Raw genomic sequence first — 22,403 nt, 5'->3', positions numbered from 1 at the left:
TTATTTAGAACTCCATTCTTTAATTGAATCGTTGTTCATTTTAATGTAATCATTGTTACCAGCTGCAGTAGCACCTGTTAATGATTTTTTAGCAGCTTCAATCGCTCCTTTTTTATCACCAGCTTTCGCTAAGATTAGAGACTGTTGTCTTAGTTGCCAGAATGCAGGCTTATCAGTCATTGACATTGCCTTGTTCATCCATTCCTTAGCTTTGTTAATATCTTTACCTTCACTAGAATAGTATACAGCAGATGCATAATAATCTTCAGCAGTTGGTCCGCTTAAAGCTTTATCAATACTGCTCATTACAGTAGCATCTGTACCAACAGTAAAAGGAATTGCTACATAAGTATTTTCCCAAATGATACCAATATTTGCTCCGTTAGAAGTTACATCATCAAAAGTGATTGTAAAAGTTTCAACAGGCATCTCAATTTTATAAACTGATACAGATAATTGAGCAACTACTTTGCTTTCTTCCCAATTACTTGGAGTACCACCACCTATAGTATCAGTATAGATAAAAACTTCCCATGCAGAAGCTCCTGGTTTAGTGAAAATAGAATATGTTCCTGCTTTAACTTCTTTACCACTAATAGTTACGTCAGAGTCAAAAGTTACTAAAGTGTATCCGTTCGCTCCTGTTCTCCATAATTTGTCAAAAGGTACAAGGTTACCAAATACTTTTCTACCTCTCATAGAAGGTCTTGAATAGTCAATACTCACTTCAGTTAAACCTACCGTCTGCATTAATTTAGCTGCCGGACTTGGTGCTGGTGTATTTATTTGTGCTTCAACAGTTAAGGAAGCTACAATTGCCAATAAAAATAGTACTACTTTGTTCATGATTATTTTGCTGATTAGTTATTTATCGCAAAACTACTTATAAAGGAGAGGTTGAAATGTTAACAAATTCTTAAATACTAAGCTCATAATTAGTAAACAGCAAAAGATGTTGCAATTACACCATCTTCTAAATACAAAGCCAAATAATAAATTGAAGATTCTAAATGATGCGAGATGATACCCTTTTTATTAATTGCTCCTGATTTCTGCCATACTTCCTTTCCAGATAAATCATAAATAACCTGTCCGAAAACTGTTTTATCTGTGGCAATAGAATAATGGTAAAGGTTTGAAGAGCTATCTCTGTAGATAATCAATTTACCCTCTTCATTAGAATTCTCAGGAACTACAGGTATTATTGGATTTTCAGTTTCCTCTGGCTCCTCTGGAGTTTCAGGTTCTTCAGACTCTTCGGGATTCTCTGGCTCTTCAGGGTTTTCTGGCTCTTCAGGTTCCTCTGTCACAATATCCGCAATCTGAAAAGAAAATAATCGTGATGGCGATTCAATAGTGGGAGTTTGTCTAGAATAATATTCAGATGAAAAAAAATAACTGTTAGAACTGGTTTGCGTTAGTCCTTCCGCTTGTATAAAATTGAGACCTAAAGATTGTTGTACGTATCCTTCAAAAACAGCATTAAAATTTAAGTGATCTACAACACCTACAAACGGACTCAAAATCGAAGAGTATCCAATTACAACTAATCTGTTTGATTCTGCATCATAAGTTGCATCGGTAATCAACCCAACTTCTTCAATATTTCCTACAATACTTGCCGTATACGTTCCTGGAAATTTAGAAAATTCATAAGCCACTGACCCTTGAGATTGCCATTGCTTAGTCAATACTACTATTCTATCATCAATAACAAAAAATGCTTCTGCATCCCAATCACTATTTCCATTATTCTCGTACACTTGTTGATCTTCATAAGAAAAGTTTATGGTAGTTGCGGTAACGGTATTAGAACTTAGATACTCTTCTTTTAAGATTCTATGAACAGCTAAGTCAGTTCTTGTACCCACATTATTTCCAAAATCACCGATGTAGATATACTCATCATCTTGAGAAATCGCCTCCCAATCAATATTTGAAATATTAGTGATATTCACTCTTCTCTGTATAGAAAGCGTTAATGTATCTAATTCATAAAGTACGGCTTCGTTACCCGAATCATTATGGGTAATTAAATTCCCATTAAAATATATTAAACCAGATGTTTCAAAAACATCATTAGGCAGTTCACCAACAGTTTGCACATTCTCTTGCGCAGCTACCGCAGCTGTACAAGTGAATAGAATAATAATCCCCAACCGTTGAACAAAAAGTTTCATTGTTGCAAAATAAGCTAGAATAATGTTAATCACCTGTATTTAAGTGACCTAAATTCAATTTAATCGATAAAGTTAATTTTTAAGGTTATAACAAAGCATTTTCAATATTGTTTAACTATTTTTGATTATTGTTAGACATTTAAATAGTCTATCATTATTAAACGTTCGTGCATGAAATTATATCAATTACATTCAAAACAAGCGCTACCTATTGGCAAAAAACAAGCGTGGGAGTTTTTGTCAGACCCAGCAAATTTAAAGGTTATTACTCCTGAACATATGGGTTTCAATATTCTTTCGGGAGCGGATAGAGAAATGTTTCCTGGACAGATTATTCAGTATAAGGTATCCCCTTTCCCTGGTTATACTACAAAATGGGTAACTGAAATAACCCATGTAAATCAAGGTAATTATTTTGTAGATGAGCAACGATTTGGACCATATGCACTTTGGCACCATAAACACTTTATCAATGAAATAGATGAAGGTGTTATCATGGAAGATATTATAGATTATAAAATTCCATTCGGGCTTTTAGGTCAGTTAGCACATCCTATTATCGTAAAAAAACAGTTGATGGAAATATTTAAATTCAGAGAAGACAAATTAAAAGAGCTTTTCGGTACTGTAGATTCCATCCCTAATGAACTTCAACTAAAATCTTTTTAAATGAAAAATATACTATTAATTGGTGGATCTCATGGTATTGGGCTATCCATGGTAAAAGAATTACAAGAAACGCATAACGTATTTGTTGCATCGCGAACAGATGAAGAATTACAGCACGAAAACATAACCCATATCGAATTTGATGTAACTAAAGATGCACTAGATATTTCACAACTACCCGAAAAACTTGATGGATTTGTGTATTGCCCAGGCAGCATAAATCTAAAACCATTTAAAATGATGTCATTAGACACCATAAAAGATGACATGGAACTTAATTTCTTTGCTATGGTTAAAATAGTAAAAGATATAATTTCATTGATGAACGAAGGGTCAAGTATGGTCTTTTTTAGTACTATTGCAGTAGGTACAGGTATGCCATTTCATACTAGTGTAGCTGCTGCTAAAGGAGCTATTGAAGGTTTTGCAAAGTCTATGGCGGCAGAGTATGCACCTAAAATTCGAGTTAATGTTATAGCACCATCTTTGGTTGATACACCATTAGCAAAACGACTTTTAAACAATGATAAAAAACGTGAAATGATGAGTGAACGTCACCCATTAAAAAGAGTCGGAAATCCTGAAGATATTGCAAATGCAGCAGTCTTTCTTTTAAGTGATAAAAGTACATGGATGACCGGACAAATTATTGGTGTAGATGGCGGACTCTCAACTTTAAACATCAACTAAATGGCTAAAAAAGTATCTATATTTTGGTTTAGAAGGGATTTAAGATTAGACGACAATGTCGGATTTCTTGAAGCTTTAAAAGGCGAACACCCAGTACTACCTATTTTTATATTTGATGAAGAAATTCTTTCAAAATTACCTAAAGATGATGCAAGGCTTACATTCATACATGAGTCTCTGCAGAACATGCGAAATCAACTACAAGAAGAAAATGATAGCTCTTTAGCTATGTATTTTGGTAAACCTATAGATATTTTAAAAAGTCTTACCCAAGAATATGAGGTAATGACCATATTCACTAATAGAGACTATGAGCCATATGCAAAAGAAAGAGATGAAAAAGTTACAAGTTTCTTAAAGGAAAAATCTATTGAATTTAAAACATTCAAAGATCAAGTTATTTTTGAAAAATCAGAGATTGTTAAAGGTGATGGTGAGCCATATGTGGTTTATACACCTTATAAGAATAAATGGCAAGAACATTTTACTGCTGATAAAGATTTGGTTATTCACTATACTAGCCAATATTTACCAAATTTGATTAAAAACTCTCGATTACCAAATTTATCATTGAGCGATATTGGTTTTGAAAAATCCAAAATAACGGTTCCTGAATATGATGTTACCCCTACTCTAATTGATAATTATGAAGATACACGTAATTTTCCAGCAAAAGAGAATGGCACATCTCACTTAGGTCCGCATTTACGTTTTGGTACCGTATCGGTTCGTAAGATGATGAAAAAAGCCATTGCTGAAAATAACAAGGTCTTTTGGAGCGAATTAATATGGAGAGAATTTTTCATGACTATTCTTTATCACTTTCCTCATACGGTAGATAATGCTTTTAGATCGAAATACGACCGTATAGAATGGCGTAATAATGAAGATGAGTTCGAAAAATGGAAAACTGGTACCACAGGATATCTTTTGGTAGATGCCGGTATGCGCGAACTAAATGAGACTGGTTATATGCATAATCGTGTACGTATGCTAGTTGCAAGTTTTCTGTGCAAACATCTTTTAATAGATTGGCGTTGGGGAGAAACCTATTTCGCAGAAAAGTTGTTAGATTATGAAATGAGTTCAAATGTTGGCAACTGGCAATGGGCAGCAGGCAGTGGTGTTGATGCTGCACCCTATTTTAGAATTTTCAACCCAATGACACAAGTCGATAAGTTCGACAAAAACAAAGAATATATAAAAACCTGGATTAAAGAATTTGGCACCGCCAAATACCCAGAAAAAATGGTAGACCACAAAATGGCTAGAGAACGCTGTTTAGCTACATATAAAGAAGCCGTTAGCTAAGACTATTTCCCCAATTGACGATTTAGTTCTTGCTGATTAACAACTCTTCTTTTTAGCATATTTACATAACGTAATGCATCTTTATTTTCGTAGTCTGTATAGGCTTTAGAAGCATATTCTATTGCCTTGTTCAGGTTACCGTTTATTTCATTACTAATTGCCATATTATAATATGCTCTACCAGCAACTTTACTCTTGGCATTATTTAAATCAGCATTCCATAAATCGGCAGCACCGTCCCAATCACCTGCTTTTGCTCGTCTATCGGCAATTTCTAAATTGTTACTTCCTTTTATAAAATAATCTCTAGCAATACGAATTTTTTCAGGTCTTGTAAAAAGTGCATAGTTCGCACCTAGCTTAGAGCTGACACTTAGAACAGCCTCTTTTCTACCAATAACAGCTTCTAAAGCCTTTACAGGATTGATTCCCTCACCCGAAGAAAATAGTCTGTCGTTAGAAACGTACTCATCAATGATAGATCTATTAGACGGGTCATAAATTCTCCAACCGTTTTTAATAGCCGTATTCAGTTTAATTCTATGTCCCGGTACATTTGCATCGATACCCAAATTATTAGGTATTTTAACCGTCGTCAATTCATAATCTACAGCGGTATCGGTATCATAAAATTCTAATGAAAATAGAACGTCCAAATCATTTTCCTTACATATTCTATCAACAATTTCCCAAGAGATTTCAGAAGGGAAAATGCTTAATCCCTTTTCTATATCTTTTTGATTATCAATTACTTTAACAGCATCAAATCGATTACTACGTTCTAATTCATATTTGAGTCCCGTTACGGCATTTTGAGCGCCTTCCTTATCCAAATTAAGCCCCTCTAAAGATAAAATCTTATCAATATTATCTACAACCTTGTTCTTTTCAGATGCACTACTTCTATTTACTATACCTATATTAATTACATCGTTTGGTATCGGCACTTCGGCTGGTTGTGTAATACCCAACGTCATTCTATTGGTAGAACTACACGCCATAATTGAAAAAAATGCAGAGGTCAAGAGTACTTTATAGACTAGGTTTTTCATAATTCGAAATTTTTAAAACATTGCTATTTGAGTAATAACGAAAAATGGAACCTTAAATTATATATTTTACAAGTAAGGGCCGTCTTAAATTTATAATTCGAACAATACGATCATTATTTAGGTGTTGTGCGATATACTCAACCACAGCCACCCTATACCGTGTTAGATAAAGAGTTTTATTTTGGTATATTTACTAGGACTTTAATCTTAGGTTTAACACTACTAATGATTAGAAGACTAACAACCAAAACAACTAATATGAAAAAAACATTATTATTGGCGCTATTCTTGTGCATGAGTGCTTCTGTTTTCTCTCAGAAAATGAGTAAAGACAAAAACCTAATCATCGCTTCTGTCGAAAAACATAAAGAAGAGCTTATTAAAATTAGCGACTCTATTTGGGCACTAGCCGAAACTGCTTTTGATGAAACAGAATCTTCAAGAATTTTAGCAGATTATGCAGAAAAGAATGGGTTGACCGTTACTAGAGGCGTTGCCGATATACCAACAGCTTTTACCGCAACTTATGGTTCTGGTAGCCCTGTAATAAGTATTTTGGGTGAGTTTGATGCCCTACCGGGAATTTCTCAAAAAACGTCACCTGTAAAAGAACCTTTCAAAGAAGGTGCTGCTGGTCATGGTTGTGGACACAATATGTTCGGTACTGCAAGTCTTGGGTCAGCAATTGCTATTAAAGAATTAATGGATGCTGGTAAAATAAAAGGAACCGTAAAATTCTTAGGCACACCAGCGGAAGAAAAATACTTTGCAAAAGTATGGATGGTAAAAGCTGGATTATGGGATGACGTTGATGTTAATGTTAGCTGGCACCCAGGTGCTGGTATTGAAGCAGATGTACAAAGTGGATTATCACTTATTGATTTCGTTGTAGAATTTTATGGTCAGGCTGCACATGCCTCTATGGATCCTTGGAATGGTCGTAGTGCATCTGATGCTTTAGAATTATACACGACAGGTATCAACTATTACAGAGAGCATATTTTACCTTCTTCTAGAATCCATTATCATATACAAGATGGTGGGCAAGTTGTAAACGTGGTACCAGATTATGCTAAGCTTTGGGTACGTGTTAGAGACCCTAAAAGATCAAATATGCTACCAACTTACGAACGCGTAAAAGCAATGGCAGAAGGCGCAGCGATTATGGCTAATGTAGAGTATAAAATTTCATTAGTATCTGGTATCTATGAAACATTGGTCAACCGCTCTGGCGGAGAAATCATGCAAAATAACTTAGAGATATTAGGTCCTATTACCTATACTGAAGAAGAAACTGTTTTTGGTAAGGCAATTCAAAAAGCTACAGGTAAACCAGAAGTTGGTTTCGACGGTACTGTTCACCCATTAAGAGAAACATTAGAAAACCCAGGTGGTGGTTCTACAGATGTAGGTGATGTAAGTTGGAATGTACCTAACATTAATTTAGGTGTTTCTGTAGCACCAACGGGTACACCTTGGCATTCATGGGCTGTTGTAGCCTGTGGCGGAATGTCAATTGGTCATAAAGGAATGATCCATGCATCTAAAGCAATGGGTATGACAATGCTAGACTTGTTTCAAAATCCAAAATTAGTAACTAAGGTGAAAGAAGAGTTCAAAACCCGAAAAGGTGATGAAGTTTATGAACCAATGATCGATGGTCCACCGCCATTAGATGGAGAATAAAACACAATTAATAAAGAAGCTATCGTAACAGATAGCTTCTTTCATTTTTAAGTAACTTGAACCATCAAACTTAAACAACAACAATGAAAAAGATTATCGCATTATTCATTTTGATTACGGGTACTTTTGCCTCGGCCCAATCGTTCGATTTTCAATACGATCATTACTCAGTTATCGTAAAAGATTTGGATAAAGTAGGCGCATTTTATAAAGATGTTCTGAACTTGAAAGAGATTCCACACCCTTCTGACCCATCGGGTTTTAAGTGGTATTCAATACAAGGAAATTCACAATTACATTTAATAGGTAAAGATAGCGTGGCTATGGAACATAGTAAAAGTGTACACCTTTGTTTGGCTACCCAAAAGTTAGATGAATTAATCGCCTCTCTTGAAGAAAAAAATATAACGTATTACGATTGGCCAGGGAAAGAAAATACAGTAACCTTAAGAGCTGACGGAGTAAGACAGATTTATTTAAAAGATCCTGAGAATAATTGGGTGGAGATTAATAATGCTCAACATTAATTTTATATAATCATAAAATTATGAAGAGCACAATTAAAAAAATATTTCAGCTAGGCTTCCCCTGGCAAACACAAGATCCATTTTTATTCTGTGTATATCATTTGGACCACTACCCTAAGGGAAATGGAAAATTAGGTCCTGATGATTCTTTAGCAGGAAGAAATTTAGGTAACGATTTTCAAATTAAAGATGGATATAGAATGTATCACGGAACTACGATACCCGGATTCCCCGCACATCCGCATCGTGGCTTTGAAACTATAACAGTAGTGAATAAAGGATTTTGTGACCATTCTGATTCATTAGGCGCAGCAGGACGATTTGGAGAAGGAGATGTTCAATGGATGACTGCTGGCAGCGGAGTACAACATTCAGAAATGTTTCCGTTAATTCATACAGAAAAAGAAAATACCCTAGAGCTTTTTCAAATATGGTTGAATTTACCTGCTAAAAGCAAATTTGTTGACCCGCATTTTAAAATGCTTTGGCATGAAGATATTCCGGTATTAAAATTAGAGCATTCCACAGTTAAAATTATTGCTGGTAGTTTTGGTTCTGAACAAGCATTAAAACCTGCCCCTGATTCATGGGCATCAGAGTTAGAAAATGATGTTGCTATCTGGAATATAAAAATTGAAGCTAACGGCGCTCTAACATTACCAAAAGCAAATGAAGGTTCAACCAGAACAATTTATTTCTATGATGGTGATTCTTTAGAGGTTTTGGGCGAAATAATAACCCCCAATCATGGTATTGATGTAGATGCAAACACTGAAATAACATTGAAAGCCATTGAAAAAGAGGCTAGTATTCTTGTATTACAAGGCAAACCTATAGATGAACCTGTGGCTAAATATGGTCCGTTTGTTATGAATACTGAAGAAGAATTAGAAGATGCTATGAATGAGTTTAGAACTACGCATTTTGGTGGTTGGCCTTGGAGACATCCTGATCATGTACACGAAAAAAGCAAAGGACGTTTTGCAAAATATCCTGACGGCACTTTAATTGACAAATAAAATGTTAGAGACAATACGTTTAATTTGCGATAGTGGTTTATTGGTTCTAATTTGGATTGTACAATTAATAATATATCCGAGTTTCTCTTATTACAAACATGTGGATCTTTTTCAATGGCACAGCAACTACACCAAAAGAATTGCTGTTATTGTAATTCCATTAATGGTCACGCAATTGACCATAAGTCTTATTCAATTATATACAACCCCTGATTTCTACAGCATATTATATAGTAGCTTAGTTATAGCAGCATGGATTATAACTTTTATAATGTTTGTACCATTACATGAAAATATATCTAAAGAAAGAGATGTAGAGATATCTATTAAAAAGTTAAAACTCCATAATTGGTTAAGAACCGTATTATGGAGTTTTATTTTTATGCTTACCTGTTACTTAAAATTTACATTCTTGTAATTTTAGCACCTATTGCACGTAGTCTTTCGTCTATATTTTCATAGCCACGATCTATCTGTTCAATATTATGAATTGTAGAAGTCCCTTTTGCCGATAAAGCAGCAATTAGCAATGAAACACCAGCTCTAATATCTGGCGATGTCATTGTAGTTGCTTTTAAAGTAGACTTAAAATCATGACCTATTACTGTAGCTCTATGCGGATCACAAAGAATAACCTTTGCTCCCATGTCTAACAACTTATCTACAAAGAATAATCGGCTTTCAAACATCTTTTGATGTATAAGCACTTCTCCTCTAGATTGTGTAGCAACAACTAAAATGATGCTCAATAGATCAGGAGTCAATCCTGGCCATGGTGCATCTGCAATGGTTAAAATAGAACCATCAATATAGTTTTGAATTTCGTATCCGTCTAAATGAGCAGGAATATAAATATCATCACCTTTTCTTTCTAACGTAATACCTAGTTTACCGAATACTGTTGGTATTTGACCTAAATCGTCCCAACTAACATCTTTAATTGTTAATTCACTTTTAGTCATAGCAGCCAAACCGATCCAGCTACCAATCTCAATCATATCAGGTAACATACGGTGATCCGTACCACCTAATTTATCTACCCCATCAATAACCAAAAGATTAGAACCTACACCAGATATTTTGGCGCCCATTCTATTCAACATTTTACAAAGTTGTTGTAAATATGGTTCACATGCCGCATTATAAATGGTAGTTTGCCCTTCAGCTAAAACCGCTGCCATAACAATGTTTGCAGTTCCGGTAACGGAAGCTTCATCAAGCAACATGTAAGTACCTTTCAACTTATCTGCTTCAACACCGTAGAAATACTCTTCGCGGTTGTAGCGAAATTTGGCACCTAATTTTATAAAACCTTCAAAGTGTGTATCTAAACGTCTACGACCAATTTTGTCACCACCTGGTTTTGGAATATAACCTTTACCAAAACGTGCCAATAATGGTCCAACCAACATAATAGAGCCTCTTAAGCCCCTACCATCTTGCTTAAACTGATCAGATTGTAAATATTCTAAGTTAATATCATCGGCTTTAAAACTATAAGAGCCTTTGCCTTTCTTTTGAATTTTTACACCTAAGTCTTCTAAGAGTGCTATAAGTTTATTGACATCAACAATATCTGGAATGTTGTTAATTGTTACTTTTTCGTCTGTAAGTAGTACTGCGCAAAGTATTTGAAGTGCTTCGTTCTTTGCTCCTTGAGGTGTTATTTCACCAGATAACTGATGCCCTCCTTCGATTTTGAATGTCCCCATCTAGAGAAGTGGAAATTTAATAGCGTTTTTTACCGCGGTTATTATTATTTCTTTGATTTTTCTTTCCTGAATTATTCGAGCGCGGTGTTTTCGCAACTCGATTTTTAAGGAACTGTCCGCTATCTGTCAAACTTACGCCTTCAGCAGCTAAATCTATGCGACCATCACTTAAATCGAATAAATGTTTAAAAATAGCTGAATCGTCAACTACATCTTTATTCCAATTTAAGTAGCATTTTTTCATGTGATTGGCAATCGCATATTCCAAACCAGAACGCTTATCACCTTTCTCCCACTCTACGGCAACATCAACCATACGTTTAATGTTATTACCGTAAAAACGATATTTAGGAAAGTTTTGAGGATACTCTAAAGCCTCTGGTCTTTTTCTCAATATCTCTTTTGAGGTAATTGGAAAAGGAGAATCTACATCCAACTTAAAATCAGCCATTATAAATAACTGATCCCAAAGTTTATGTTGAAAATCAGGCACATCGCGTAAATGGGGTTGTATATTTCCCATTACACTAATGATTGCTTGCGCTACTTTATTTCTTTCTTCACGGTCTTCAATTGATATTGCATGGTTCACCATTTTTTGAAAATGACGACCATACTCTGGTATAATCAAATGTTCACGCTCGGTATTATATTCTAGGTTTTCTACTAATTGCAAATTGAAAATTTTAGCTTAATATGTTTGAGAAGTATTCTTATAACGATGCCAAATTAATAAAATTATAGATGAAATGCTATTTTACAAGGATATTACGCCCTCTATCTCACCTACTTTTTTATATTTTTCTATAACAGCATCAGGGCTATTCAAGTTTACTGTGATAGAAACACTGGTATATTTACCATTTTTAGATTCTTTTAAATTGATAACCGCACCCGTATTATCAAAAATGGTATTTATTTTATCAATTTTATCTGTATGCGTCTCTACAATAAATTTATACAAATAGTCAGAAGGCCATTTTGAGGTTTCTGTTAATTGCTCCTTTAATTTCTTATAGAATTCAACTGGGTTATTTTCGTCCATCACTAGTATTTTATGCAAAGATAAGTGTAATGAGCCAGTTTTTTAATACTGTTGGTTTATGTACTTTTGCCGAACTAAATTATGAGTTTGAAAAGCAAGAGAATTGTTGTAACAGGAGGTCCGGGAACAGGAAAAACGGTATTGATATCATCACTTGAAGAAAATGGATACCATTGTTTTCATGAGGTTATTAGAACGATGACTTTAGATGCCTTGGGCGATGTATCTTTAGATGACAAACTAGTAAATCCAATTGATTTTGTTAAAGATTCAAAAAGTTTTAATGACGAATTAATTAGTGCCCGTTTACAACATTTCATCAATGGACAAAACATACATAAAGATCATTTATTCTATGATCGCGGGTTACCAGATGTTATAGCTTATATGGATTATTTTGGGCAACCTTCAGAAGAACGTTATGCAAGCTTATGTTTAAAACACAGGTATGACGAGGTATTGATCTTACCACCTTGGAAAGAAATTTATGTGCAGGATAATGAACGAATGGAAAATTTTGAACAAGCTTGTGGCATTCACGATAAGCTTGAAAAAACGTATATTGACCTTGGGTATACGCCAATAGAAGTTCCATTTGGCACTATAGAAAATCGTATGCAATTTGTAGTAGATTTTATAAATAAAACGGGTGAATAATACACCAAAAGAAATTTTATCAAAATATTGGGGTTTTGACAGCTTTAGAGGCTCTCAAGAAGAAATCATCAATGCCATTTCTAATGGTCAAGATGTTTTAGGTTTATTACCCACAGGAGGTGGTAAATCTCTATGCTTTCAATTACCAGCATTAATGAAAGAGGGGATTTGTATTGTTATATCTCCGCTAGTAGCCCTAATAGAAAATCAAGTCGACAATCTTCAAAAACTAGGCATTAAAGCGATAGGTCTAAAAGGCGGACTCAAATTTGCTGAAGTAGATAAGCTCTTAGATAATTGTATTTACGGCAGTTATAAGTTTTTGTATTTGTCGCCAGAGCGCTTACAACAAGAACTGGTACAAGAACGTATTAAGGCAATGAACGTTTCTATGTTCGTTATAGATGAGGCACATTGTATTTCTCAATGGGGTCACGATTTTAGACCTGCTTATTTAAGCTGTTCTATTTTACGTGAACTACACCCTACCCCGCCAATGGTTGCTTTAACGGCAACTGCAACAAAAAGAGTTAGCGATGACATTATTTCGTCATTAGACCTCAATTATCCTTTTGTAGTAAAAGATTCATTTTTTAGAAAAAACATAGGATTCGGTGTCCTACTGACCGAGGATAAAAATGGTCGTTTAAAACAATACTGTCAGCAAATAAAACACAGCGCTATAGTTTATGTTAGAAGTAGAAGAAAGGCAGAAGAACTATCTAAGTTTTTAGTGAAGAATAATGTCAAGGCAACATTCTATCATGGCGGTGTTGATCAAAAAATGAAAACAGAACGGCTTAATCTTTGGTTAGAAGATAAAGTTCAAGTTATGGTCGCCACCAATGCTTTTGGTATGGGTATAGACAAACCAGATGTTGAATTAGTAGTACATTATCAAATACCAGATAGTTTAGAAAACTACTTTCAAGAAGCAGGTAGAACAGGTAGAAACGGAGACTTTGCAAAAGCAATTTTACTTACCAATACAACCGACAAGGTGTTAGTAAAAAAACAATTTATCGACATTTTACCAGATGTAGCCTACGTGAAAATGATTTATAAAAAATTAAATACATTTTTTCAAATTGGCTACGGAGAGTTTACCGAAACAAAGTTTCATCTAAATTTCAACGAATTCTGTAGCATTTATAAACTGAATACATTTTTAACCTATAATGCATTACAGCTACTAGACAGAAACTCGGTATTATCACTATCTGAAAATTTCTCGAAAAAAATTACTATCAAGTTCATAACAGATAAGGATACACTATATAGGTACATTGACAAAAACTCAAAACTTGCCGATTTCATAAAAGTAGTTCTACGCACCTACGGCGGTCTTTTTGAATTCGACACACAAATTAACATGTACTTATTATCCAAAAAAACAGCTATATCAGAATCGTTATTACACCAGAATTTTGAGCAACTGGCAAAAGATGAAATTATTGAATACACCAGTGTTTCAAGTGATTTAGAGATGTTGTTCTTGGTACCACGAGATGATGACCGTACTATTAATATGTTCGCAAGGAATATTGAAGAGCAAAATCAGCTCAAAATTGAGAAGGTAACAAAGATGCTGAACTACATTGAAAATGACACTGTTTGTAGAAGTATTCAGTTATTAGAATATTTCGGGGAGGTTCAAGAAAAAGAATGCGGGATATGCGATGTATGCATCAGTCAGAAATTAGGCAATACAGATGTTGTACACGCGAAAATAAAAATCATTCAACTCTTAAAGCAGAAAACTGCAAGTTCGCGAGAATTAGAAAAACGTTTAAATATTAATCAAGACATTGTTATTGCAGCCTTAAAAGAACTATTAGAAGACAATTACGTAACATTAAACACTATAAACGAATACCAACTATTATAATATGGAAGCATTGAGAATTGTATTTATGGGTACTCCTGATTTTGCTGTAGGCATTTTAGATATGCTTGTAAAAAAGGAATATAATATAGTGGGTGTAATTACGGCACCAGACAGACCAGCTGGTAGAGGCAGAAAACTAAATGAATCAGCAGTTAAAAAATACGCTGTTGAAAATGAGCTTACTGTATTACAACCGACCAACTTAAAAGATATCGGTTTTTTAAGCACCCTAAAATCATTAAATGCCAATTTACAAATAGTAGTAGCCTTTAGAATGCTACCAAAGCTTGTTTGGGATATGCCAGAATATGGGACGTTTAATCTACATGCTTCTCTTCTACCTCAGTACCGTGGAGCAGCACCTATTAATTGGGCTATTATAAATGGTGAGACAAAAACCGGAGTTACTACATTCTTTATTGACGAAAAGATAGATACAGGTGCTATTATAATGCAAACCGAAACTAGCATTAAAAAAACTGATGATGCCGAAGACCTACATGACAGACTAATGCACTTAGGAGCCGAAACTGTGGTAAAAACCGTTGCACGAATTCAAAAAGGAAATTTTGAAACTACAAAACAGACAAATTCAGACGATTTAAAAGATGCGCACAAACTATTTAAAGAAACATGTGAAATAGATTGGAGCAAGTCTAAAGAAGATATATACAACTTTATAAGAGGATTGAGTCCGTACCCAGCAGCATGGACAACTTTGACAAACGGAGACCAAACTATAATTACAAAGATATACAAGACACATATAGAAGTCAAAGAACATGAACTAACAACCGGAACTCTGATTTTTACTAAAAAAGAGATGAAAGTTGCCATACACGGTGGTTACTTAAATCTCGATGAAATACAACTTCAAGGCAAGAAAAGAATGCTCGTAAGAGATCTCTTAAACGGCCTTAATTTAGAAAAAAATGCAAAAATGGGGTGAACCCCCGTCGTTATTGGGCTGCGAGAAACGTAAAAAAAAACCTACTTTATCAACAAACTCGCTGAGTTATCAACAAAATAGGGGATTTCCCCTTGTTTTACTTGTGTTGCTCAGAAATCCATATAAATTTGTTAATAGGTATAAATTATTTAATCACAATTAATTATCACATTATGAACAAAACAGAATTGATCGATGCAATGGCAGCAGACGCTGGCATCACAAAAGCTGCGGCTAAAAAGTCATTGGAATCTTTCTTGGGAAATGTTGAAAATTCTCTTAAAAAAGGAGATAGAATTTCTTTAGTAGGTTTCGGTTCTTGGTCCGTATCTAAAAGAAATGCAAGAGAAGGTAGAAATCCATCAACTGGAAAAACTATCCAAATCGCTGCTAAAAATGTAGTTAAGTTTAAAGCAGGTGCTGATTTAGGCAAAGCTGTAAACTAGTTTTACACTGATAAATTTATTAAAAGCGCCTTTATTGGCGCTTTTTTTATTTCTATGTTTTTGCATTTAGACGGATTTGTCTTACATTAGGTATATAATCATCGCAAATTAATGATCGTATTAAAGCCAACCAAAGGAAAATTACTAATTGCAGAACCTTCTTTAACAGGAGATGTTTCTTTCAATAGATCTGTTGTGCTTTTGGCAGAACATAGCAATGAAGGCTCTGTTGGTTTTATTTTGAATAAGCCATTAGAGTATCTAATAAATGATTTGGTTACCGAAATTGAAATACCTTTTCAAGTATATAACGGTGGCCCTGTAGAACAAGACAATCTTTACTTTATTCATAAAGTACCACACTTAATAGATAACAGTGTAGAGATTTCTGATGGTATTTACTGGGGTGGTGATTTTGAAACTACCGTGGAACTCATCAATAAAGAAATTATTTCTGAAGATGATATTCGATTTTTTCTTGGCTATTCTGGCTGGTCTTCTTTGCAACTAGATGAAGAACTGACTTCAAAATCATGGATTGTTGTTGAAAACGAACATGAAAGTAGAATTATTCAAAAAGCCGCAAAAGCAATTTGGAAAGAAAATATGATTCAATTAGGTGGTGACTATCTACTTTGGTCAAATGCTCCAGAAAACCCGAGTCTCAACTAAACACTAGCGGTTAAAGACATTCTAGCCGCAGCATTCAATTTACCTATTAAGTTTTTTGCAGTCGTATTTACAAAATCTTTCTTTCTATACTTCGTTATAGAGATAATACCTTCAATATTATTAACAATGAATAATTCATCTGCTTTTTGAAGCTCAAAAGGCGATATACTATCCTCAGAAAATTCGAAATCATTTACTTTTGAAACAATATCAATAAGTTTCTTTCTTAGAATACTATTAATGCAACCATCTGTTACAGGTGCTGTTTTAATCTGATTACCTTTTACTACAAACAAATTGCCATTTAGAGCCTCTATAACTTGCTTTCTTTCGTTGAGCAACAAACAATCTTGATAATCATTTTCTTGTGCGTAAATCGCTCCTACGACATTTAAAACTTTATTGTTAGTATCTAAGTTAGACAACATACTAGAATTTTTGTAGAAATCTTTAAAAAGCTCTACTTCGTATGCACCCTCGTTAAGAATAAAAAATGGGTTTGTTAACGTGTTACTTGTAATGAAATATGAAATACTATTATCAGATTTAGAAAAATCGGTCTGACTATTTCTGAAAACCGTAAATTTTATTTGTTTTGCTTCTTTTAAATCGTTCTCAGATAGACTTTTTAGAATTTCTTCTTCCATAAACTCCATAGTAAAGTTCATAGGTATCTCCATTCTTAAAATTCTCATAGAAGACATTAAGCGTAAATAATGATCTTCTAAAAATATAATATCACCATTTAAAACACGTAACTCTTCAAAAACGGCATCACCAAGCTGCACTCCCCTATTCTTTTCGTTTAAAAAAGAAGTATTATCCTCAAGAAGTTCACCATTAAAATTGAACATAAAAAAAGCCTTAAAAAATTAAGGCTCAAAGATACTGTAAATAAGGGTATTTTTAGGATGATCCCAATACCTGTTTTAAATCTGACACTTGGTTCGTCCAAAGCATTTTAGACTCCTCAATTTCATCATCTTCTGCAAAATCAGTTATAAACAATGAAACATCTTTAGTTATTTCATCTACAATTATTTTCATTTCAAAAAAGCTATCATCTTCTGCTTCATCCCAAGCAAAACGTACAAACTCGTCTGATTTTCTTTTTAACAGCTTAGCTTCTTCTTCAGCTCCGTCCCAAATAAATGTAAATTTCTCTCCTCTAGAATTCACATTATCTGCAAACCATTCTGACAGTCCAGAAGGTGTTGCCAGGTATTGGTATAACATCTGTGGTGAAGACTGTATTACAAACTCTATTTCAAATTTTATTTTATCGCTCATGTTCATGCTACTTTATTGCGAGCAATATATATATTTCTAAATGATAAAAAAATAAATGTGAGGTATTATTTTTTATATAATTTTTTGTTGAAGAACAAATAAATTACCACTATATTTGCAGCCGTTAAAAAATAATATGGCGAGGTAGCTCAGTTGGTTAGAGCGTCGGATTCATAACCCGGAGGTCGGGGGATCGTGCCCCCCTCTCGCTACAGATTAAAAGGCACATTATAAACGGTTTAGCGAAAGCTAGACCGTTTTTTTATACTTAAATTTTACATAAAAGAACAATTGAACACGAAAGTGAACACGATTTGTCTACTTAACTAACTTTAATTTCTAAGCTGCTAACCCAAATTAGTAATTTGAAACTTATAAGTTTTGGTAACAACCTTTACTAAAATTACAGTTACTTCATTTTTTTAGGTCTTTTAACCGGATATATGAACTTAAAAAAATAACGGACAGGAACTATCTAGAAAAGTATTAAAATTATTAACCTTTACAGAAATAATTAATTGATTTTAATATTTGAATTCATATTTCTCAGAATACTAACTACACTCTTAACAGCTAAAAAACTTGTCTTTGGATTAGCCGTACTCGGTTTATTCTCCGTTCGCGTATAGATTTTTCCAAAATCGCCCTCACAAGTTATCTCATGCATATTACTAGTTGTGTTTGGATCTGCAACTATTTCAATTTTTAATTCTTCACATTTAGATGCAAAATAGATACTAGCAGCAACATTAATATTTTTAGGAAATTGTTTTACGGCTTCACTTACTTCACCTTCCCAAATAGTCTGAGGCGTTTTTATCGATGATAATTCGATTTTTGAGGTTTCAAAAAACGGAGCTCCCTCTAAACTTTTAGGATGCTTTGTTGTCTTTATCTTAATTGAAGTAATTTCATCATTTACAGCTTTTATAGCATCTAGCCCTGCAATTGCTCCTACCGGTAAAATAAAATTACATTTTTTGAACTTATCTAATCTTGCTTTGTTTTGATAAAGTCCACCCGTACTGATAATAATAATTTTTTTACCGATACGGTTTATTTCGTCAAACTTCAACAGTTGCGTTACAACTTCTTTAGTAGCACATTCAATAATAATATCTACATCATTGATTAGATCAGAAGTAATTTCTTCTTTAAATACTACAGGTTGATTTGCAAAATCGGTATTCTCTTTATCAATTTGTGTTCTAGTTATAATATATTTCAATTCAAAACTAGGCTCATTAACAACCCATTTCGCAAGATACTTACCAATATTTCCAAAACCTATTATAGCTATTTTCATTCTGTAGACGTTATTATTTTAAGTAAAAGTTTAATTAAGAATACGATAATGATTTCATAGTTCACATTTAAACTACATTTTAAGTCACCATTCGCAAACCGACTAAAATATTCAATATTAAACAGTTGTGCTTAAATCCCAAACCAACGGAAGTACAATATAAACTACTACTGTAAGTATTAAAATAGAGATAATATTTAGCCAGAAACCTTTTTTGACCATATCCTGCATTTCAAGATAACCTGAGCCAAAAACCACTGCATTTGGCGGCGTAGCCACAGGTAACATAAAAGCACAGGATGCAGCTAATGTTGCAGCGATCATTAAATAGTAAGGATGAACTCCTAGTACTGGTGCCAATGACACTAGAACAGGCAGTAGAATTGCTGTTGTAGCTATATTAGAAGTTATCTCTGTTAAGAAATTCACTATCGTAATCAATATCAACAATAATAAAAAGAAAGGTAACACCTGTAAGGCAGATAGTTTATTTCCAATCCATAGTGCCAATCCGCTACTGTCAAATCCTAGTGCCAATGTTAAGCCTCCTCCGAATAATAATAAAATACCCCAAGGTAATTTAACCGCATCTTCCCATTCCATCAATTTTTTGCCTTTTTGACGCGTAGGTATTAAGAATAGAACAATTACCGTACAGATGGCGATTATGGTATCGTCCATAGCAGGAATAAAACGTTGTATTAGAAACGAACGTGCTATCCATGCAAAACCCGTAGCTGCAAAAACAACCAACACCAGTTTTTCTTCATAGCCTAATTTACCAAGTTCTTTAAGTCTTAAAGCTATTTCTTTACGACCACCCGGAAATTCTTTTTGTTTAAATGTAAAAGCGAATCTAGTTAAGTAGTACCAACATAAAAACAACAGCAGTATGGCAATAGGAAAACCTAAAACAAACCATTCTGAAAATGTAATCTCTTTACCAAAGGTTGATTGCACTACTCCTGCTAAAACCAAATTTGTTGGTGTGCCAATTAATGTAGCTATACCGCCAATAGATGCGCTATATGCAATTGCCAACATTAATGCTTTTCCAAAAATTTTATTTTCATTTTTCTCTGTTTCAGGGTTATCGTTGAGTTGATAAACTATAGCCATTGCAATGGGTAAAATAATTACGGCAGCTGCTGTATTGGAAATCCACATGCTTAAAAAGGCAGTTGCAAGCATAAATCCAAGAATAATATTGATCACATTGGTACCTATAAGATTAATAATTGTCAATGCTATTCTTCTATGCAAGTTCCATTTTTCAATAGCAATGGCAAGAATAAACCCTCCCATATATAAAAAGATATATTTATGACCGTAGGACATAGCGGTTTCAGACAAACTCAATCCTCCTGTTAGTGGAAACAAAATTAAAGGTAGCAATGCGGTAACATAAATAGGAATAGCCTCTGTTATCCACCAAATAGCCACCCAAGCTACAGATGCTAAAACGGCATTAGCAGTCTCAGAAAGGTCATCTGGCTTGAAAAAGAAAAGAATGTAAAAGAAAACCAATGGTCCTAAAACCCTACCTATATTTTGTTTTGAAAAATGCATAGTTATTTTTTTAAGATAAAGTCAACCCCTGCCATAGAATGGATTTTAGTAGTGTCAAATATTGGAGTTTCTAAATCATCTTGAAATATCATTAAAGGAAACTCCGTACAACCCAAAACCACTCCCTCTGCTCCTTCTTTAACTGAGTTCTGTATTACTTTCAACACATATGCTTTTGAAGATTCAACGATGTTACCATAGGTAAGTTCTTCAATAATAATTCTATGAAGTTCGTCTATCACTTCTTGCTCTTGTGGAACTAAAACATCGATGCCATTATCCTCAATCCTTTTGGTTATAAAGTTTTCTTTCATACTATATTTAGTTCCCAAAAAGAGTACTTTTTTCAACTCTTGTTTATGAATGGCACTAGCAGTGGCATCTGCAATATGTATAACAGGAATGTCTAATTTTTCTTGAACGGCATCATACACTTTATGTGGTGTATTGGCACAAAAAAGAACAGATTCTGCTCCTGCCTTGTTAAGATTTAAACCGGCATTGACCAACATATGTGCTATAGAGTCCCATTTATTCTCCACTTGAAATCGATGCACTTCAGCTTGGTTCAAGGTATACACCAATAAAGGCGGATTTGTATTATTTCCATAATGCGTATTTACAGTTTCATTTATAGCCCTGTAATACTCTATCGTTGAATGCCAAGAAGTTCCTCCTATTAGTCCTAAAACATTCATTCCCAAGTTGTTTTTAATTGGTATTTCAGATTGAGAATTTTTATTATTTTCAACCTTAGCATCATTACAGCAAACCAACACCAAGGCAATTGAGAAGTAGAAATATCTTTTCATAGAGAATTTTTTATTTACCGATTAACTATTAATTACCATCACCCAGCAATGTTATCCATTGTTCTTTGTACCCTAGATTTCGCACTCCATTAGAGTGTGCTCTTTTTCCTTGTGGCACCTCTAAGTCAAAGGCATGAACATGACTATCGGGAATTTCCATTGCTTTATACGTTTCGATAATTACATTAGCTGTAGGTTCTTTAACATGATAGGTTCCGTAATATCTTTCAAGTGGTGTTTTACTATTTTTGAAATACCAGTTGGCTATTTTATTTTTTGCTGAATAATCCCATCCGCCAGAAAAATCAATTACCCTATGTACCAAATGAGTTTTTGCTATAAATGCAGACATTCCACCACCTTGAGATTGACCTGCAAGGGCAATTTCATTCCAATTAGGCTCTCCATTCTCTAGATAGCGTTCCCAATTACCAGGTTTATCATTCTCGATGAGGTATACTAACAGTTTAGTAAGTCTATTAACAATGGCATCATACGGCATGTCTTCAATTAAGGTAAATTTAGTATCGCCATATACTCTTCTATTTCTAAAATCTTCAGCACAATCAGCGTTTTTTATTAGATTGTCACCTTTACAAATTCGTGCAATTGCAGGTGTATTGATATAGGATAAATTAATAACCGAATAGCCTTGTTCTACAGCGGTACTGAACAAATGCATAGGTCCTTTTAAAGCAATACCATTGGTACCGGGAATAAAGAGCAGTAATTTTCCTTTTGTGTTATTGGTATTGTAAGCAATAAAATGCGGAGTATTGGCAGTTGTTATTCTTGAATCGGTTTTTGAAGGTTCTATTTTTAAAACCTTGGTTGACTCAGGAAACATAGTTACGTCTTGTGCCTTTATACATACAACATATAAAAAACTTAAAACTGAAACAACGACTCTTATATTTATCATG

24 protein-coding genes and 1 tRNA gene are annotated in these 22,403 nt (G+C 34.1%); 13 read left to right on the top strand and 12 right to left on the bottom strand.

All coding sequences use genetic code 11. The features are described from left to right. Positions 1 to 846 (bottom strand): DUF2911 domain-containing protein, encoded by an 846-nt coding sequence (locus Q0871_RS00260; protein ID WP_299316857.1) that lies wholly within the window; start codon positions 844 to 846, stop codon positions 1 to 3. 89 nt (positions 847 to 935) lie between these two features. Beyond that, positions 936 to 2,180: a hypothetical protein gene (locus Q0871_RS00255; protein ID WP_299316854.1), complete on the bottom strand. Its 1,245-nt coding sequence runs from the start codon at positions 2,178 to 2,180 to the stop codon at positions 936 to 938. A 171-nt stretch (positions 2,181 to 2,351) separates the two neighbouring features. Here Q0871_RS00255 and Q0871_RS00250 point away from each other — a divergent pair, with 171 nt between their 5' ends. The 3 genes from Q0871_RS00250 to Q0871_RS00240 are packed head-to-tail and all read left to right on the top strand — an operon-like array spanning position 2,352 to position 4,850. After that, entirely contained in the window at positions 2,352 to 2,849 is a 498-nt protein-coding gene (locus Q0871_RS00250) for an SRPBCC family protein (RefSeq protein ID WP_299316852.1), read from the top strand. Continuing rightward, on the top strand, positions 2,850 to 3,539 hold the full coding sequence (locus Q0871_RS00245) for an SDR family NAD(P)-dependent oxidoreductase (RefSeq protein WP_299316849.1): 690 nt from the start codon (positions 2,850 to 2,852) through the stop codon (positions 3,537 to 3,539). Then, the gene (locus Q0871_RS00240; RefSeq protein WP_299316847.1) at positions 3,540 to 4,850 is read left to right on the top strand and encodes a deoxyribodipyrimidine photo-lyase; all 1,311 of its coding nucleotides are present in this window, start codon (positions 3,540 to 3,542) and stop codon (positions 4,848 to 4,850) included. A 2-nt stretch (positions 4,851 to 4,852) separates the two neighbouring features. Here Q0871_RS00240 and Q0871_RS00235 read toward each other — a convergent pair whose 3' ends face one another. Further along, entirely contained in the window at positions 4,853 to 5,902 is a 1,050-nt protein-coding gene (locus tag Q0871_RS00235; protein ID WP_299316844.1) for a DUF6340 family protein, read from the bottom strand. Positions 5,903 to 6,160: 258 nt separating this feature from the next. Here Q0871_RS00235 and Q0871_RS00230 point away from each other — a divergent pair, with 258 nt between their 5' ends. From Q0871_RS00230 to Q0871_RS00215, 4 genes are all read left to right on the top strand, one after another. Next, on the top strand, positions 6,161 to 7,588 hold the full coding sequence (locus tag Q0871_RS00230) for an amidohydrolase (protein WP_299316842.1): 1,428 nt from the start codon (positions 6,161 to 6,163) through the stop codon (positions 7,586 to 7,588). An 83-nt stretch (positions 7,589 to 7,671) separates the two neighbouring features. Further along, positions 7,672 to 8,115, top strand: coding sequence for a VOC family protein (locus Q0871_RS00225; RefSeq protein ID WP_299316838.1), 444 nt, complete (start codon positions 7,672 to 7,674; stop codon positions 8,113 to 8,115). A gap of 20 nt (positions 8,116 to 8,135) precedes the next feature. Next, on the top strand, positions 8,136 to 9,134 hold the full coding sequence (locus Q0871_RS00220) for a pirin family protein (RefSeq protein WP_299316836.1): 999 nt from the start codon (positions 8,136 to 8,138) through the stop codon (positions 9,132 to 9,134). Between the two features lies 1 nt (position 9,135). Beyond that, entirely contained in the window at positions 9,136 to 9,552 is a 417-nt protein-coding gene (locus Q0871_RS00215) for a hypothetical protein (RefSeq protein WP_299316833.1), read from the top strand. On the opposite strand, the gene murA is transcribed toward Q0871_RS00215, so the two are convergent. The 3 genes from murA to Q0871_RS00200 form a co-directional block, all read right to left on the bottom strand. Continuing rightward, positions 9,539 to 10,846: a UDP-N-acetylglucosamine 1-carboxyvinyltransferase gene (gene murA / locus Q0871_RS00210; protein ID WP_299316831.1), complete on the bottom strand. Its 1,308-nt coding sequence runs from the start codon at positions 10,844 to 10,846 to the stop codon at positions 9,539 to 9,541. The two genes, Q0871_RS00215 and murA, sit on opposite strands and share 14 nt — an antisense overlap. Before the next feature lie 16 nt (positions 10,847 to 10,862). Then, positions 10,863 to 11,522, bottom strand: coding sequence for a DUF4290 domain-containing protein (locus Q0871_RS00205; RefSeq protein WP_299316828.1), 660 nt, complete (start codon positions 11,520 to 11,522; stop codon positions 10,863 to 10,865). A gap of 81 nt (positions 11,523 to 11,603) precedes the next feature. Beyond that, positions 11,604 to 11,891 carry a DUF493 family protein gene (locus Q0871_RS00200; RefSeq protein ID WP_299316826.1) on the bottom strand — a complete coding sequence of 96 codons (288 nt, stop codon included), beginning with the start codon at positions 11,889 to 11,891 and terminating at the stop codon, positions 11,604 to 11,606. Positions 11,892 to 11,978: 87 nt separating this feature from the next. Here Q0871_RS00200 and Q0871_RS00195 point away from each other — a divergent pair, with 87 nt between their 5' ends. The 5 genes from Q0871_RS00195 to Q0871_RS00175 all read left to right on the top strand — a co-directional run bounded on the left by Q0871_RS00195 (position 11,979) and on the right by Q0871_RS00175 (position 16,503). Continuing rightward, positions 11,979 to 12,548 (top strand): ATP-binding protein, encoded by a 570-nt coding sequence (locus Q0871_RS00195; protein ID WP_299316824.1) that lies wholly within the window; start codon positions 11,979 to 11,981, stop codon positions 12,546 to 12,548. Beyond that, positions 12,541 to 14,436, top strand: a complete 1,896-nt coding sequence (locus Q0871_RS00190; protein ID WP_299316821.1) for an ATP-dependent DNA helicase RecQ — start codon at positions 12,541 to 12,543, stop codon at positions 14,434 to 14,436. The genes Q0871_RS00195 and Q0871_RS00190 overlap by 8 nt, the downstream gene beginning before the upstream one ends. A 1-nt stretch (position 14,437) precedes the next feature. After that, positions 14,438 to 15,385: a methionyl-tRNA formyltransferase gene (fmt, locus tag Q0871_RS00185; protein ID WP_299316819.1), complete on the top strand. Its 948-nt coding sequence runs from the start codon at positions 14,438 to 14,440 to the stop codon at positions 15,383 to 15,385. Positions 15,386 to 15,558: 173 nt separating this feature from the next. Further along, on the top strand, positions 15,559 to 15,831 hold the full coding sequence (locus Q0871_RS00180) for an HU family DNA-binding protein (RefSeq protein WP_027066835.1): 273 nt from the start codon (positions 15,559 to 15,561) through the stop codon (positions 15,829 to 15,831). 111 nt (positions 15,832 to 15,942) lie between these two features. After that, positions 15,943 to 16,503, top strand: a complete 561-nt coding sequence (locus Q0871_RS00175) for a YqgE/AlgH family protein (RefSeq protein WP_299316813.1) — start codon at positions 15,943 to 15,945, stop codon at positions 16,501 to 16,503. Here Q0871_RS00175 and Q0871_RS00170 read toward each other — a convergent pair. Both Q0871_RS00170 and Q0871_RS00165 read right to left on the bottom strand, forming a co-directional pair. Next, positions 16,500 to 17,357 carry an aminotransferase class IV gene (locus Q0871_RS00170; protein WP_299316810.1) on the bottom strand — a complete coding sequence of 286 codons (858 nt, stop codon included), beginning with the start codon at positions 17,355 to 17,357 and terminating at the stop codon, positions 16,500 to 16,502. The two genes, Q0871_RS00175 and Q0871_RS00170, sit on opposite strands and share 4 nt — an antisense overlap. A 52-nt stretch (positions 17,358 to 17,409) precedes the next feature. Next, positions 17,410 to 17,793, bottom strand: a complete 384-nt coding sequence (locus tag Q0871_RS00165; protein ID WP_073243911.1) for an START-like domain-containing protein — start codon at positions 17,791 to 17,793, stop codon at positions 17,410 to 17,412. A 138-nt stretch (positions 17,794 to 17,931) separates the two neighbouring features. On the opposite strand from Q0871_RS00165, the gene Q0871_RS00160 reads away from it, so the two are divergent. After that, a tRNA-Met gene (locus Q0871_RS00160) sits at positions 17,932 to 18,005 on the top strand. Between the two features lie 302 nt (positions 18,006 to 18,307). Here the strand turns inward: Q0871_RS00160 and Q0871_RS00155 are convergent. From Q0871_RS00155 to Q0871_RS00140, 4 genes are all read right to left on the bottom strand, one after another. Continuing rightward, positions 18,308 to 19,099 carry an aspartate dehydrogenase domain-containing protein gene (locus Q0871_RS00155; protein WP_299316804.1) on the bottom strand — a complete coding sequence of 264 codons (792 nt, stop codon included), beginning with the start codon at positions 19,097 to 19,099 and terminating at the stop codon, positions 18,308 to 18,310. 117 nt (positions 19,100 to 19,216) lie between these two features. Next, positions 19,217 to 20,668: an SLC13 family permease gene (locus Q0871_RS00150; protein ID WP_299316802.1), complete on the bottom strand. Its 1,452-nt coding sequence runs from the start codon at positions 20,666 to 20,668 to the stop codon at positions 19,217 to 19,219. A 2-nt stretch (positions 20,669 to 20,670) separates the two neighbouring features. Next, complete coding sequence (locus tag Q0871_RS00145; RefSeq protein WP_299316800.1) at positions 20,671 to 21,480, bottom strand: aspartate/glutamate racemase family protein; 810 nt, start codon at positions 21,478 to 21,480, stop codon at positions 20,671 to 20,673. 28 nt (positions 21,481 to 21,508) lie between these two features. After that, positions 21,509 to 22,402 (bottom strand): hypothetical protein, encoded by an 894-nt coding sequence (locus tag Q0871_RS00140; protein WP_299316798.1) that lies wholly within the window; start codon positions 22,400 to 22,402, stop codon positions 21,509 to 21,511. Between the last annotated feature and the right edge of the window lies 1 nt (position 22,403).

The sequence above is a fragment of the uncultured Maribacter sp. genome, assembly GCF_947500985.1.
In the GTDB taxonomy this organism is placed as follows: domain Bacteria; phylum Bacteroidota; class Bacteroidia; order Flavobacteriales; family Flavobacteriaceae; genus Maribacter.
This window is presented reverse-complemented; position numbering and strand designations above follow the sequence as displayed.